The 14,641-nt window shown below is 56.8% G+C and carries 10 protein-coding genes and 1 pseudogene; 2 read left to right on the top strand and 9 right to left on the bottom strand.

Going from position 1 to position 14,641, the window contains the following annotated elements:
* The first annotated feature begins 306 nt into the window (after positions 1 to 306).
* On the top strand, positions 307 to 1,560 hold the full coding sequence (locus K3F49_RS36550) for a vanadium-dependent haloperoxidase (protein ID WP_234685705.1): 1,254 nt from the start codon (positions 307 to 309) through the stop codon (positions 1,558 to 1,560).
* Between the two features lie 370 nt (positions 1,561 to 1,930).
* Here K3F49_RS36550 and K3F49_RS36545 read toward each other — a convergent pair whose 3' ends face one another.
* The 7 genes from K3F49_RS36545 to dcm all read right to left on the bottom strand — a co-directional run bounded on the left by K3F49_RS36545 (position 1,931) and on the right by dcm (position 10,092).
* Positions 1,931 to 2,704: a hypothetical protein gene (locus K3F49_RS36545; RefSeq protein ID WP_234685704.1), complete on the bottom strand. Its 774-nt coding sequence runs from the start codon at positions 2,702 to 2,704 to the stop codon at positions 1,931 to 1,933.
* Positions 2,697 to 3,482: a hypothetical protein gene (locus K3F49_RS36540; RefSeq protein WP_234685703.1), complete on the bottom strand. Its 786-nt coding sequence runs from the start codon at positions 3,480 to 3,482 to the stop codon at positions 2,697 to 2,699. The genes K3F49_RS36545 and K3F49_RS36540 overlap by 8 nt, the downstream gene beginning before the upstream one ends.
* A complete protein-coding gene (locus tag K3F49_RS36535; protein WP_234685702.1) occupies positions 3,479 to 5,305 on the bottom strand; it encodes a hypothetical protein in 1,827 nt (608 codons plus the stop codon). The genes K3F49_RS36540 and K3F49_RS36535 overlap by 4 nt, the downstream gene beginning before the upstream one ends.
* Positions 5,306 to 5,511: 206 nt before the next feature.
* Positions 5,512 to 7,071: a hypothetical protein gene (locus K3F49_RS36530; RefSeq protein ID WP_234685701.1), complete on the bottom strand. Its 1,560-nt coding sequence runs from the start codon at positions 7,069 to 7,071 to the stop codon at positions 5,512 to 5,514.
* A gap of 66 nt (positions 7,072 to 7,137) precedes the next feature.
* Positions 7,138 to 8,370, bottom strand: a complete 1,233-nt coding sequence (locus tag K3F49_RS39560; protein ID WP_234685700.1) for a type II restriction endonuclease — start codon at positions 8,368 to 8,370, stop codon at positions 7,138 to 7,140.
* Positions 8,367 to 8,822 carry a very short patch repair endonuclease gene (locus tag K3F49_RS36520; RefSeq protein WP_234685699.1) on the bottom strand — a complete coding sequence of 152 codons (456 nt, stop codon included), beginning with the start codon at positions 8,820 to 8,822 and terminating at the stop codon, positions 8,367 to 8,369. The genes K3F49_RS39560 and K3F49_RS36520 overlap by 4 nt, the downstream gene beginning before the upstream one ends.
* Entirely contained in the window at positions 8,815 to 10,092 is a 1,278-nt protein-coding gene (gene dcm, locus K3F49_RS36515; RefSeq protein ID WP_276575453.1) for a DNA (cytosine-5-)-methyltransferase, read from the bottom strand. The genes K3F49_RS36520 and dcm overlap by 8 nt, the downstream gene beginning before the upstream one ends.
* Positions 10,093 to 10,699: 607 nt before the next feature.
* On the opposite strand from dcm, the gene K3F49_RS36510 reads away from it, so the two are divergent.
* Positions 10,700 to 11,425 (top strand): recombinase family protein, encoded by a 726-nt coding sequence (locus K3F49_RS36510; RefSeq protein WP_234685698.1) that lies wholly within the window; start codon positions 10,700 to 10,702, stop codon positions 11,423 to 11,425.
* 180 nt (positions 11,426 to 11,605) lie between these two features.
* On the opposite strand, the pseudogene K3F49_RS36505 reads toward K3F49_RS36510, so the two are convergent.
* Together K3F49_RS36505 and K3F49_RS36500 are read right to left on the bottom strand one after the other, a co-directional pair.
* Positions 11,606 to 12,372, bottom strand: a pseudogene (locus tag K3F49_RS36505) (IS5 family transposase).
* Between the two features lie 45 nt (positions 12,373 to 12,417).
* Positions 12,418 to 14,265 carry a recombinase family protein gene (locus K3F49_RS36500; RefSeq protein WP_234685697.1) on the bottom strand — a complete coding sequence of 616 codons (1,848 nt, stop codon included), beginning with the start codon at positions 14,263 to 14,265 and terminating at the stop codon, positions 12,418 to 12,420.
* Positions 14,266 to 14,641 lie beyond the last annotated feature (376 nt).

The following is a 14,641-nucleotide window of genomic DNA, read 5'->3' as shown; positions in this document are numbered from 1 at the left end:
AGGAGCCTCAAAACGGCGCCCACTCCTTGGCGATCTCGTGCCGGTGGAGGAGCCGTCCACAGCATCATGAGCGGAAGTGATTTTGCGAGAACATCGTTGACCAGTTTTTATGCGGCTTCAGGTCATAGCCTCTTACGCATTTGGACGAATTGGGCAGGTTTGCACCTATCCTTCCGTTGTAGCCGCGCAAAAGATGTAAGCTGCTTCACACGGCAGGTCGGCTAGTTTTGCTAACCTGCCTTTTCCCGCATTGTTCGCGTTGTGGTCTCTAGCCGGCGCTTCAGCCGCAAACCTGGGAGTTCAACGATGAAGAACTTTCTTGCGAATACGGTCAGCTCGTTGGTCGTGATTGCATTTGCCGCAGCTTTTGTCTGTGGCGCTCATGCCGATGTGATTATGGACTGGAATGCCAAAGGAGATGCAATCGCCGCAGAGAAGCTGGTCTTACCGGCGCAGCAATCTCGCGCGATGTCGATGCTTCACATCGCCATGTTCGAAGCGGTGAACGCGATCGAACGAAGATATGCGCCTTACAAGCTGACACTCTCTGCGGATCGCTCTGTCTCCAAGGAAGCAGCCGCAGCCACGGCGGCTCACGACATTCTCGTGTCGATCTATCCAGATCAAAAATCCATGCTCGACACAGCCCTCGATAAGTCACTCGCAGATGTTCGTGATGGTGAGGGAAAGATCAGGGGTATTGCCTTGGGGAGGGAAGCCGCTGAAGGCGTGATCGCATTCCGTGCCAACGATGGGACCGCCGCAAAGGAGACCTATCGGCCCTACACGACGGCCGGCGTTTACGTGCCCACTACCGTGCCGCTATTCTCCAATATTGGATCGTCATCTCCCTGGGTAATGTTAACCGGCTCTCAATTTCGACCGGCTCCGCCTCCACCACTTGATTCCGAGACATGGACCCGGGACCTGAATGAGATTCGCGTAATTGGCGCTCGCGACAGCTCCGCTAGGACAGCAGAGCAAACCGAAATTGGCAGGTTCTGGTTCTTGGTCGGGCCTCGCTCCTACAATCCAATCGTCAGACAAGCCGCAATGGCCAAGAGCATGGATGTAGTCGACTGTGCTCGCCTATTTGCGCTGACTTCTATCGCTGGCAATGACGCTCTCGTCGCGGTGTTCGATGCCAAGTATCACTATAATTTCTGGCGGCCAATTACAGCAATTCGGAACGCCGACATCGCTCAGAACGCGGATACGCCCCGAGATGAGTCATGGCTGCCGCTGGGCGATACGCCTATGCATCCAGAATATCCCTGCGCGCACTGCATCACCTCAGCTGCCGTCTCGACTGTACTCCGCACAATTGTCGGTGATGAGTTCGGGGGGTTTTCGCTTACGAGCCCGGCCGTACCCGGTGTTGTCCGCAAATGGGCCAGCCTGCAAGATTACAGCGAGGAAGTGGCTAACGCACGGATTTACGCTGGATTCCACTACCGGTTCTCAACAGTAGTGGGGAAGGACATGGGCAAGAAGATCGGAGATCTGACGGTCACAACACAGCTTCGGGGATTGGAAGCATCAGCTGCACCTCAGCAGTAAGCTATTGAAACTGAACCAGGGTTCTCGATACGAGAGGCCGACAGCTTCTTTCGGACGTACTGCCTCGACCTCTCGTTCCGCTAAAAGATGGCGGCCGCGCTGCGGAAAGCAGGGCGGCCTGAATAATATCGATCCACCGTTCGAGTGCGGCTTCGGGTCAAAAGGCGAAATCCCGGCACCTTGGGCGCATTTCCGCTTTGCTTCAGAAAGCAGACATCGACTGTTTATGAGTACACGCCCTAGTACTAGGCATCGCTCGTTGAGAAGCGGGCCGGGATCAATGTATTGAGGGTTGTTCCAAGTGGTAACCGGGCTGTTTATCGAACCAACCAACGGCGGTGACAACACACCTCAGTTAGGCGCCCCGCAACTAGATCGTTGCAGTCGAGGACTTTCCGGATACGCTCGTCTCCAAGGTCAAAGGCTTCCTTTTCCAGCTGCTGAATTCGTCAGGCAGAATCCTGCTGAGCCCCCCAGCCGGGAGCAGTTCCGGATCAAAAGTGAGATCAAGTTGCCGCAGCACACGGGCGAAGCGCCGGATGCTTCCGCCGCCCTTCCCGGCGGCGCCCTTCTTTGGTCGACCGGTAATTGGATCAGAATAAAGGCTTGCAGCTTCCGCAATTATCGCCTTGCTCCGAATGATACTTTGCGTACCTCCGAGCTGCTCAAGGATATCTCCATGCCTTCGAAGGCTATCAGTACTGTCGGTTGCCGACATCAACAGAAAACGGGAATTTGGTCCGTGTTCCTTGAAAAGCTGCCATGGAGTCCGGACGAGATGCCGATAGTAGTGACGGTAGTCAACGCTGAGAATGTAACGATATTCCTTGTCGAGCGCTCGCTTCCCATCGGCACCAGCCGGACAGAGCTGGTCAAACCAGAACAGGGCTAGACCGGTCCATAATCCCCTGTCTCCGGAAATTCGGACTGGATCAAGCGCGCCAAGGCGCATCGAAAGTTCACGACCGAATTCGTACCTGTTCGGAAACTGCCTTTGACTCATCTTGACCGGAGCATCGACAAGATCGGATGTCGACGGGTCATTGAGCAACTCAACCGGTGCTGACCCGTTGGCACCGCTGGTAAGGTATTCCGAAAAACGGCTCATGCCTTCGTCATTCAGTTTACGAAAGTACTCAGCCATGAGTCTGCTCCAGAATCAGCTGCTTTGATTTTTCGACAAACGCGCGGCTTTCACAGTACTTGCTGACAGCCTGATCGACCCACGCATCCCGCGCCTCGTCGTCTTCCAAGTCATCGGGATCGTCTTCCAGGTTCAGTCCCTGGACACAGAACCGCTTCCATTCGGCCTTCCAGCCCGTACCATCGCCATCGTCCTCCTCGGCGGGGTTATACGCGAGGTAAAGCAGCACAATGCGAAACGCTGCCGGCAGAAGCGCCCCGGCAACCAGCGGATTGTCGTGGATGCGTGTCATCAATCCCGGCACCTTGCTGTTGAGCAACATCGACGGGCCTGCGTCGTCGTCGATCTCGACGCGCCAGATTTCCTGTCCGAGGTCGCGATATTCGACAGGAAAAATGCTCTTTCTGCCGATGTGCTCTCCATCGACAGACGGCCTTACCCTGTCAGCGGAGGCGAGAATCTTGCCCTTGTCCCTCTCCTGATCGATGACCTTGATCCGGAAAAGCACTCCACCCGACTGGTCAATCTCGTTCAGGGTAAGGACTTCGGGAATTCTCTTGGATCCGATCGTACCGCAATCGAACCGCATGGCCGAACTGCGATGATATGCCTCTACCGAAAGTGCTGCGGTCGGGGGCAAGCCCAGGGCGTCCAGATCAATCGCCAGCTTGGCCTTCAGCGGTTCTCCATGGACGGTCGTCAGGATTCGAAGATCGATCTTGTCCTGCGGAATTCTCTTCCTGCCGGTTGAATTAATCCTTCGCTTGGCGCTGCTCATGGCCGGGCCTTGGCGTCAACGACGAGATCGCGGTTAAGATCGAAGCCCTTTGCGTCGAGAATAAAGTCCGGGGCCGCGACTGACAGTTCCAGGACATTGGCTTCCGGAGTCGTGACGTTGATATTCCTCGCCTCGATCTTGATCGCGCTTCCGGCGAGGTCAAAGTCGAGGGGACTGTGCCTGTTGAAGGGATTCGCACCGATCAGATCATACGCGACCCGCACCCTGATCGATTTGGGATACGTCCATGCAGCGGCACCCGGCCCCGGCACGATTGCAAAGCCTCCCTGGCCGCGCTTCTGGATCCGGTATGCTTTTTCGGCAGGAGGGAGGTTAGGCGGCACCCCCGTCGTCTTCCCCTTCTTTCTGCTCTCGGATTTGGCCGGGTCGGCAAGTGAGAAAAAGTCGATTAGCGCATCTTCGTCCTTGCGGTCCCCCTGATCGCTGACGATCGTGTAGAGCTCCCACAGGGCGTACCGCAGAATCTTCAGGGCCTGCCCTGGACTGCGCCAGTTCGCATTCAGCTTTTCAGCGCTGCCGCTCCAGGTCGTGTGCGCCGGATTTTCCGCGTCCCCCAGAAAACTTACAACATCCTCGTGCAGGGCAACAAATGCACCATAGGCATTCGCGCCGCTGAAATACCGCGTTTCGCCAGGCACAGTTATTGAACCGCGCGCGAACAGGGAAAACGGACGACTGTTCTCGGGGGGAGCCCTGAGAAACAGGTCGACATTACTTATCTTTTCCTCGCCGGATTTGCGCCGAAGCCGTATCGGCATGCGAACATGAACGAGCTCCCCTTTGCCGTACATGGCTTTCATCGTTGCAATCGAGGTGTCAGCGAAGAGCTCAGCAGAGAGCGGCTTCACTGCAGCGGGCAGTTGCGTTTCAAACATCGGCTTGGCGGACAATCTCTCGCTTACCTGCTGAACGAAGGCGTAACGCTCCGGATTATCGTTCGGACCCTTCATCATGCGTCTGGCAACATCGAAAAAGCTGCCCGCATCAATGACTGTCGACCCAACCTCAACGATCAGACGACCTGCCAGAATCGGAAAGTAATAGTTCTCGATGACCCCGCGGATGATTACGTCATCGGTAATCTTCGCGTTGATGAAGGGGATGACGATGGACAGGCCGCTTTGCGTTGTCCTAGCGATCCCAGCAAGTTCGGCAAAATCTTTTGTAAAAGCAGCGTCGGCAACCGGCATTTGCATGCCGATTGCATTTCTGCTGCCGAACCAGAAGCCGTGAGCTACGTACCGCTTGTTGTTGAGCTCGTGATTGGCGAGCACAGCCTGTCCCATCAGAAGGGGAGCCTCATCACCCGCCCTGACCGTAAGTCCGAAGAAGCAGCGGATATCGGATGACGTTGAGTAGACGAGCTTGCCAAGACCCCACCGGCCCCCTGCCTTTCCGGATTTTCCGGACTTGCCATGTCTTCTCCAGAAACTGTGGAAGTTTCCTCCGTCGGGGGCGCCTGGATCTCCTGTGAGCCCTTTTGTGGCGAAATCCTCAACGACGAGAACGCGCGGGGCGTTTTCGTCGATCGCTTCAAGCGGGCTGATACCGCAAGCCCTGAGGTGCGGCCTCAATGTTTCAAATATCTGCCGGAAGCGCTTTGCGTTGGACGCGGCAACCTGATGACTGTTGAACCTCACCTTGACAGGCGCGCCATCCGCAGCGGCATCAGCCGAATTCTGGATCACTTCCCGGACGATCGCTTCGGCAAGGGTTACTTCATCGTTGTTGAACTGGTCCCGCTGGGTTAGCTCCTGCTCGATGTACCTTGGGTTGATCTCCTCAAATTCCCACTCAGGCATTTCTTCCCCCACGGATCATAGGCTCCGGCCTAGAAGGCGCGGGACAGTTGTGGCGCCGGCTTGCGGCAACCTGTTGGCCACCATAAACAGGATCAGACGACGTTGGAAAGAGCACCCGGTCAGAACTTTAGGCGAATCCTGGCAGCCGTAAAAGCAGACAAGGCAGCCATCACCGGAAGCCCTGCCCTTTCGGCCGGAGCGTTGCCTCAGTATGTTTCGATGAAATTGGCTACGGTCATCGGATTGGCCGGATGACTTTGCGGGTAAGCCAGAAACCCGCCAGGTCGGTCACGTGGCGAGTATTCGTCGTAGATTCCCTCGCCTTCCACGTGGAGAAAACGCTGGTTGACCGCTGTTTTATCCTTCCTGTCGGAGGTGAAGATCGTAAAGCCGGCTGCCGATCTTTTGTTGAAACGTACGGGCAACGCCGAGATCGCTGCAAACGCAGGACAGACGCTGCGGATCTGCGGAAGGCAGATCTTGCATGCCAGCGGGTTTGCGCCGCGCAATTCCTTCTCCGGGCCGCCGTAGCGAATGCACCACAAGATCTCGGCGCAGGATGATGAATGGACCTTTCGCCCCTGCGCAGCAACCCAGATGAGTCGCTCAAGCTTTCCAAGTACGTCACTGGAAGCAAAAAGCTCCGAATGACTTGCCTCGTTCGACAGATGAAACCCCAGAGGCCATTCTATAAACGTCTTGACCCAGTTATCGATAGGAAGTGCAGATTTTGCTCCGAAACATTGCTGCGCGTAGAGCTGCATCACCTTGGGCGTCTGGTAGGTCCCTTTCAGATGTGTGTACATTTTGGCGCACACAGACGGCGACAATGCTTCTGGGGTCCAACCCTGCCGGTGAAGGTCGTAGAGCATCATCAGCGATATGATCGATCTGTGAGGCCCCCGGTTGAAAGCGTTGAAATTCTCGAAAAGGGCCGTTCGCGCTGGCTCGACTTCCTTACTCATCAGGGCAACTACCAGTTCTGTCCTGAGTTTTGAGCCGACGTCAGCCTTGTCCATTCTGAAACCGCTGAACGTGTGCCCCTCAATCTCGACATCGTCACAATACTTTCCGGCGAAACTCTTGGCTGCTCTCAGCAGGTTTCCAAACTTCGGAAAGATATTCAGCGGATTCGTTTCGTCCTGAAGCTCCTCAAACGTCGGCAGCAGGTAAAAGTCAACGTTGATTGTGTTGCCGGTGGCAACACGCTCGCCGAAGGCGCTGCAGAAATAATGGGTCTGGATAAGCTCGCCCTTGCGCCCGCCATCCGAATTAAAGCTGGCAATGAAACGCGCCAGACCAAACACGCCGTCCCAGCATCTTCCGAACGGCAGCACATTGCCAAACGCAGGCGCAACGATCTTGTGCCACAGTTCCTGTATGACCCCGTTAGCGGATGCAAGCGCGCCGCCAAGGCCACCACCCAGGTCGGACAGCGAAATCCGCTCGTTCACGCCCAGCCGCTCACGCACAAGTTGCCGGACAACAGCCTTGTATTTTTCGTTTTCCGGAAGGGACAGGTCCTTGTTGAGTACTACTCCTGCGACAGCTCCCGCCGGTGTCAGATTGAGATACTGGACGAAACCGAATACGCGGTCCCTGTAAGTTGGCCGCTGGTTCTCAGGCAGCAACGGATCAAGGGCGTGAAAATAGAGGATCGGAAACAGCGGAAGATCCGGATCGTAGAGATTAGTCAGCGGGAGCCATTCGGAGGGAAAATCCGGTATGGCTATCTCGGTTCGGACTGACAGGCTCTCAAACTGCATCGATACGATCGTATGCCGTGCGAGACTGAGTCGGCAATTGCAACGTACGCGCTTGCAACCTAAGTTCTAGCTGCGCTGCCTTTCCTTGACCAAGGCCAGAAAATCCTGAACGGTGAACAGCCATGCCTGTTGCTTTTCACGATAGGTTTCGTGCAGCCGCGCCGGCAGGACAAGCTGCAGCTGCTTGGCTTGCATTTCGTCCGTCTGGTTTTCTGAAATGCCGGGTTCAAGCGTAAGCAGATGCTTGTTCAGTATCCGGTGCGCCTCGGAGAGCACCTGCCGCCACCGGTCCTTGCAGGTCGATTTGGCGCCGAGCATGGTCAACCTCTCCGGCGCAAACGTTGCATCACGGTATTCACCCTTCCCCGGAAACATGAAGTCGGGCTTGTTGCGGTTTTCTGTTTCCGCACCGCGGGCATACCGGACACCGTGTGCCGTAAACAGTGCTTCCAGATGGTTCTCCAGCGCGTGCCCCACGCGCGACTTTCGCCGTTGCTGGACGCTCAGCGAGAATGACAGGAAGCCATCAACGTCGGCGCCTGAGCCATCACCGGCGAAGCCAGCCGAAATGCGGTCAGCGACGATATGGCGTTCAAGTCTCCGGAACAGCAGCTCCTCGCGCTCCATCCACGCAAACAACGCCGCATCAGGATCATCCAGCGCGGAAACGTCAGGCAGGCTCAAACGGGCAAACTCTGAAAAGATCCGCGTGGTCGGAAATTTCGAGCCGAACTTCGCTATGAGCGGATCCAGGACATCGACCTCGGGCTCTGCAGGTTCGATGCCTAGTTCATCGAGCACGTAGCGCGCGGCAAAATCAAGCTGCGCAGAATCGGCGGCGCTGATTTCGTGAAACGTCAGCTGCAGATCGGGCCGGTGATCGAGACCGAACAGCCAGACCAGCTGGTTCTGGATCGTACTTTCGGCCGGCGCGATGATCATCATGGCTGAGCCGTCACGGCGCAACGCCAGGAACATACCATCACCAGGCTTCATCGCCTCCGTGACGCTGTTGCCGGAGTAATACAGGTGATATTCGGGTGCCCGCGGCTTGCCTTTGCGCACGTTGGACCAGCTGACGAAGCCGTCCTCGGTGAAGCCGTCCTGCTCCTCGCCCAGCCAGACAAACTTTGCTGGAATCTGCTTGCGATCGTCGTCGCCGAACATGCGGCGTAACGGGCGCGTGCCTTGGATCTCGTGCTGATTGGACTTTGGAGTGATGGTCTCGACAAGCGTGAGCTTCTTGGCGACGACGGCCACGAACAGGTCGGAAAGTATTCCGCGCTTGTAGTCGATCACGACACACCCCGGATTTCGAGGCACGATTGCCTGGAGCGTAGCCACCTGTCGCAAAGGCGCATGACGTCGGAAAAATCGAGACGGGTTCTGCCCTTCAGTGCGCATTCCCAGACAACGGCCTGGCGCCAGCCAAGCTCGGCAAGCGCCAACTCGTTGCGCCGGTCGTTCTCTCGGTTACGCGCAATTTTGGCACGCCAGAAATCAGGTCTGCTGGTCGGCCATTTGAACAGATGGCAGTCGTGCCCGTGCCAGAAGCAGCCATGGGCGAATATCACAGCGTCGTAGCGGGGGAAAACCATGTCCGGTCGTCCCGGCAAGCCTCGATCGTGCAGCTTGTACCGGAAGCCCTCAGCATGCAGCCCTTTTCGCAAGAGCAACTCAGGCTTCGTGTTGGTCCCCCGGATGCCCGCCATCATCCGGCTGCGCACCTCGGGCGAGACAACATCAGCCATGTGCGGCGGTTGCCTGACGGTCGGGACGAGTCACGGTCCGCGCGGGCTCCTTCGGTCTGGCCGGTGCACCGGCACTGGCCAACAGTGCTTTCTCGATATGCGGTTTCATGGCTCGCGCAATAAATTCTACTACCGGCACAACCACCGCGTTGCCGAATTGTTTGTAGGCTTGGGTATCCGACACCGGGATACGGAATTTGCGCTTCTTGGTCTCAAAGCCCATAAGGCGCGCGCATTCCATGGGCGTCAGGCGACGCGGCCGGTTGCCCGGCTGCGCCACAAGTATTTCCGATCCGTCCTTGTAGTAGCGAGCCGAGAGCGTGCGTGTCACGTCGTCAGGTCCGAAGAGGCTGTACCCGAATCCGTTGCCCGCGGCATTGTGCTTGGCCTTGTAGTCCTGCAGATACTTCCAGAGATGCGGCGTAAGCGTATACTTTGCATCGACTTCCTCAGGCGGCAGCAGAATGTCGCCCAGCCTTGGCCCTTTTTCCTTGGGCGGCAGCTTCAGCTTCTCTAGGTCAAAATCGGTCGGTTCACGGAAGCCAACGATGAAAATGCGCTCGCGCTTCTGCGGCACCCAAGGTTCCGAACTGATCACCCGGTGCTGGACATGGTAGCCGAGTTCATTGCGAAGCACATTGATGATGGTTGCGAAAGTCCTGCCCTGGTCGTGACGCTCGAGGTTCTTGACGTTCTCAAGCAGGAATGCCGCCGGCCGGTGATGAGCGATGATCTGCGCCGTGTCGAAGAACAGTGTACCTTGGGTATCACAGAGAAAGCCGTGAGGGCGGCCCAGGGCATTCTTCTTCGACACGCCAGCAATCGAAAACGGCTGGCAGGGAAATCCCGCCAGGAGAAGGTCATGTTCGGGAATTTTTTCCGGAGTCGCAGAGTATTCACGGATATCGCCTGCGACAGGATGATTATCGGGAAAGTTCAGCGCGTAGGTCTGCTGACTCTTCAGGTCCCATTCGGAAGTGAATACACACCGGCCGCCGATCGCCTGGAAGCCGAAGCGCAAACCGCCAATGCCGGCAAAGAGGTCAATGAACCGGAATCCTGTTGCCGCATCCTCCGCCGCCAAACGCTTGTCGGCTTCCTGGCGAAGGACATCCAGCACAAGCCTCGTGGGCTTCGTTTCGCCCCGCTCGTAGCGGTGTGCAGTACGATACTCAAGCTTGAGAAGCTCCATCGCCTCAGGGAAAGTCAAGCCGGCCTGTTCGCGCAAAATCTTGAATTCTGTTCTTTTTTGAGCGCGTCGCAGTGTCATTGGACCCCCGAATCAGCTTGTGTCGATTTTTGACATTTTGGCATCCGATGTCCCTTAGGGCAATCGCTTACGCCGATTATCCAGGCATTGATGTGACCGGAGTGTCGAAAAGGCCGGAGTGGCGATGAAGGCCGGCCGGAAAGCAGCACCAAGAGCATCAGCATAGTGCCGCGAAGCGGGATGCTGGACCGACTGCAGCGACGACCGGTTGTCGCTGGTGGCACGATGAAGACCGAATGCCCCCTTGCGTGAGCAACACCTAGTCGTGGGAAACTCCGAACACCGATATCAGGAAGTTTTGTTCGACGAAATGCGAGGTGCGACTTTTGGGGGCTTTGATGAGCAAACTCCGCCAAATGTTTGAGGCAATATACGTGTAGCTACGTGCTTGTACACGGCTAACACGTCTCCAGGAGGTCATGAACTTCCGGTTCGCGATACGTAGGTTAGCACCGTAGCAGGTCGCTAAGAACCTCGCCGCTAGTCGAAATTTGATCAAGAATTCAATACGCTGATAAATCGAGTTTGGAGGAGCCCCGTTCCGCTGATCGCCTCGCGTAGGTCCCTGCCCGTGTCATCCCTGACTTGGGAGACGCGATTCCTCAGCGTGGCCGCGATTCTCAAAGAAATCCGTACAGATCTGGAGCGCAAGTCTATGGCAGGAAGAGCAAAACGGGCGGCAGTCGCCTATATCCGAACCTCGTCCGCCGCCAACGTCGGAGCCGATAAAGATAGCGACAAGCGGCAGCGGGCTGCGATTGAGGGTTTTGCCAAACGTGCCGGGTTCGAACTGGTCGGCGAGTTCAATGACGCGGCTGTATCGGGGGCTGACCCCATCGAGAGCCGGGCGGGCTTCACAGCCCTGCTGGATCGCATTGAGGGCAACGGCGTCAGAACGGTCCTCGTCGAGGACGCAAGCCGCTTCGCCCGCGAGCTCATGACCCAGGAGCTTGGCATTCTGGCGTTAATCAACCGTGGTGTCCGCGTGCTGACGGCGAACGGAGACGATCTGACCGACAGCAGCGACCCATCGCGCGTGATGATGCGGCAGATTGCCGGCGCGTTTCACCAGTACGAGAAGGCTAGGCTGGTCGCAAAGTTGAAAGCGGCTCGCCAGCGCAAACGAGAGCTCGTCGGCAAGGTTGAGGGTCGCAAGTCATGGGCTGAGATTAACCCCGAACTGGTGAAGGAAGCTCGGCGGCTCAGACGTCGCTCGCCTAAGGGAGGCCAGCGTTCATTGCGCGCCGTTGCTGAGGAGCTTGCCCGGCTGGGATATGTGAACGAACGCGGAGTGCCGTTCTCACCGTCATCAGTGCAATCGATGTTGTCCTAGGGCGTGCACACTTGCCTACGCGGTTCGTAGCGTGATGTCTGCTATACCCCTAGCAGCGGCGCGAAACCGGACATCCTCGGAGATCCGAATCGGGCCATTAGCGGAAGGGCCAAAACGGAATAATTCGCGGTCGCTATCTGGCAGACGGGCCGAACCGCACGAGCTTTCCTTCAAGGCGAACTAGGTCGTGGACTCATAAGCCCTGAGCCAAAGTCTTGTTGATGCCAGCAGGACAGCGGCGAGGAAGTTTCTGGCGAGCTTGTCGAAGCGCGTGGCGACACGGCGGAAATGTTTGAGTTTACAGAAGAAGCGTTCGATCAGGTTGCGTTGGCGGTAGAGGACCGGATCGACCGAGCGCTGAGTTTTGCGATCGCGTTGGGTCGGAATGTGCGCCTCGCCGCCGCGCTGGCGGACCATTTCGACAATGGCTTGGGCGTCGTAGCCGCGGTCGGCGATGAGGGCTTGTGCCGGAGGCAACCCTGCCAGCAGGGCTGCGACGGCGGCCTTGTCGGAGGCTTGGCCGGCCGAGAGCACGATCCGCAAGGGCAAGCCTTTTTCGTCCACGACGGCATTGAGCTTGGTGCTCAGTCCTCCACGAGAACGACCGATGGCGTGATCCGGGCCCCCTTTTTTCCGCCGGCGGCGTGCTGGTGAGCGCGAATGATCGACGAGTCGATCAAGTGTAAGGATTGGGGCGATTGGGCCGCAAGCGTCTCGAATATCCGCAGCCAGATCCCGGCCTTGGACCAGCGGTTGTAGCGATTGTAGGCCGTCGTATACGGGCCGTAACGGCTCGGCAGATCTCGCCAGGGCGAGCCGGTCCGCAAAACGTAGAAGATCGCGTTGATGATGCGCCGATCATCCACTCGCGCAACGCCACGCGGCTTGTTGGGCAAAAGCGGCGCAATCAGACGCCACTCGGCTTCCGAAACGTCGTAACGAGCCATGACCAAGGTCCTCCCCAGACCTTGAATCACGACCGCCGAAAAGGCTCAACCGTTTATGGGTACAGAACCTAGACCGGCCAGCTTGTAAGCGGCTGATAACGAACCAAAATGACAAACGACAGTGGCCGACGAAGGTAAGCTGGCATCCTCATCAATCAGACGAGCTGAAATCATCCTTTTCCGTTTGGCAAGGCGTTGTAGACCCGCCAAAATCTTCTCTGATCGGTATCGCAGGCTGGAGCGCCCTACATGACCGCTCGCGGGTCGTTCGATTTTCGTCCCCTCTTTTTTCCGCTTCAAAGCCGCTGCCATAATTTGCGAGTGCGTTGGGACGGGTAGCTTCGCCAAACGTCTCGCTTTGGTGAGCGAGCCAAACCGTTTTATGTAATAGTACGCGGTGGGCGAAGCTCCATTCCAGTCGAGAAGATCAGCAGAAATATAGCCGTACCCCCTGTGGAGACGGCGTAGTGCGCGAAGAAGCTGCGTGTTTGTCCAGCGCACACCGTGGAAATAATCATCGCAGCCAGACGCCTTTCTTCGTTTCCAGCTATAACGCTGTCTTTCACTGTGAGATGAGAGAGGCACCCCTGCCTGTTTCATCGCTTGAGCGATTGAGCCGAAGTGACGCCGGATATGGCACTGGGAAGGCAGTTCGCTAAAGCCATCTATGAGCCGATTGGATATGTATCCGTTAGCGGCGTAAAGCTTCCGTAATCCGATCAGAACAGCCTGCTTGCTCCAGTGCTTCCCGTTATTTCCAAAGGGAGGAATGTCAGGCGGGTCGTAGCCTATCGCTGCATATGCGGCCTTAAGCGAGCCAAAGTGGCTGACGACGGTTTCCGCAGCTGGAGCGCCCGCAGAGTTATTTAGTATCTTCTGCGAAAGGTGGCCTTCCTTAGCCAGCAGCGACTGCAATTTTTTCGTGAGGGTTTCCTTGCTCCAACGTCGATTTGCAGCTTGGCGAAGCTCCTGAGCCTTCCGAAACTGCGAAAGTGACACTATCGGCTCGAAAGCCGAAAATCGTACCCACAGCGCTTCCGGGTTCTTCGATGTGCGACCCTGCAACCTGCTAGTACTCAGATTGTAAGTCATTTTCCCGATGCAGAGTTCACTGGAAAGAATATGCCGAATGGTCACGGCGCTTAGCGGGCCGCCCCCAATGCCCTTCACGCCTTCGTTGGCGAAACGCTGGGCTATCTCGGTCGCAGTCAAGCGACGCTGAACGAATAGGCTGAATATGCGTCGGATCACATCGAGCTCTTCCGACGGTCCGGGAACAACGATTACTTTGTCATCGCTAAGTGCTTTTTTGTCTCCGCTGTTCAACAGTTGCTTGGGATTTCGATCAGCATCGACCAGAAGCCGCCGAAATCCGTAGAGCAAACTGCCGCCTTGGCGAAAGCCCAATCGCGCTTGTTGAAGATGTGCGCGAGCGAGCTTTACAGAAAGATCGCGGCTATATTCACCAGCCATCACCCGTTTCAGATGCTTAACGATGGTCGTGCTAGGAGTAATGTCATCACCGAACGGCTCGGCGCAGTACACGATCCGAACTCCAGCTTCCCGGCATAGAAACTCGTAGTGTGCGGCTTGATCAGGGTCCTGAAACCGCCCCCAGCGGCTGACATCAAGAACTAGGACGACATCAAAGTTTCGCTTAGCTGCGAGCGCATCGCTGAGAAGTTGCTTCAATGCGCCACGGCCTTTCAGGGAAAGTCCGCTTTTTCCAGCGTCGATGTACGTGGCGACGATGCTGAATCCATGATGTTGAGCATATTCTGCAATCGCGTCCCGCTGATTTTCAGTCGAGTATCGTTGGTTTTCCGACGACATGCGCAAGTATTGCGCTGCACGGATCGGGCCATCGACTTCTGATGCGAGGTGGTGGGACATGGTCACTCCCTGGCTCGAATAGTTTCGATGCCATCAGGGCATTATCGCTAGTCAAGATTTTCACCCTGTTCTCGCTAAGGTAGAGCGATAAGAAGTAAGAGCTGAGGTGGCAAGATCTGTCGTGCAGCTGCTCGGTTTAGCGATCGCCTGGGCATTGTCGGGTTTGGTACGGAAAAGCGCGTGACCAAGCGGCCCAACCATGTCGGCTCTGGGTCAAAATGCGAAGAACTCGGGTTGAGCAAATCTGGTCCGGTCTGCCGCGATGAGCAGACCTGCGTCAGACGCGCTGCAACTTCGCAAATCGGCCAGAAGCCGACTGGCTACGTGCTCGGTCTATTCATTTTTGATACATGAGATCACACGGAGTAGAGGACCG

Source organism: Bradyrhizobium monzae (assembly GCF_021458635.1).
GTDB lineage: Bacteria > Pseudomonadota > Alphaproteobacteria > Rhizobiales > Xanthobacteraceae > Bradyrhizobium.
The sequence above is the reverse complement of the archived record's forward strand: the minus strand, read 5'-3'. Positions and strand labels throughout refer to the sequence as shown.

Bases quoted from the DNA above. Each gene is read 5' to 3' on its own strand.
- K3F49_RS36550 (WP_234685705.1), top strand. From the start codon at position 307: ATGAAGAACTTTCTTGCGAATACGGTCAGCTCGTTGGTCGTGATTGCA.
- K3F49_RS36545 (WP_234685704.1), bottom strand. From the start codon at position 2,704: ATGGCTGAGTACTTTCGTAAACTGAATGACGAAGGCATGAGCCGTTTT.
- K3F49_RS36540 (WP_234685703.1), bottom strand. From the start codon at position 3,482: ATGAGCAGCGCCAAGCGAAGGATTAATTCAACCGGCAGGAAGAGAATT.
- K3F49_RS36535 (WP_234685702.1), bottom strand. From the start codon at position 5,305: ATGCCTGAGTGGGAATTTGAGGAGATCAACCCAAGGTACATCGAGCAG.
- K3F49_RS36530 (WP_234685701.1), bottom strand. From the start codon at position 7,071: ATGCAGTTTGAGAGCCTGTCAGTCCGAACCGAGATAGCCATACCGGAT.
- K3F49_RS36520 (WP_234685699.1), bottom strand. From the start codon at position 8,822: ATGGCTGATGTTGTCTCGCCCGAGGTGCGCAGCCGGATGATGGCGGGC.
- dcm (WP_276575453.1), bottom strand. From the start codon at position 10,092: ATGACACTGCGACGCGCTCAAAAAAGAACAGAATTCAAGATTTTGCGC.
- K3F49_RS36500 (WP_234685697.1), bottom strand. From the start codon at position 14,265: ATGTCCCACCACCTCGCATCAGAAGTCGATGGCCCGATCCGTGCAGCG.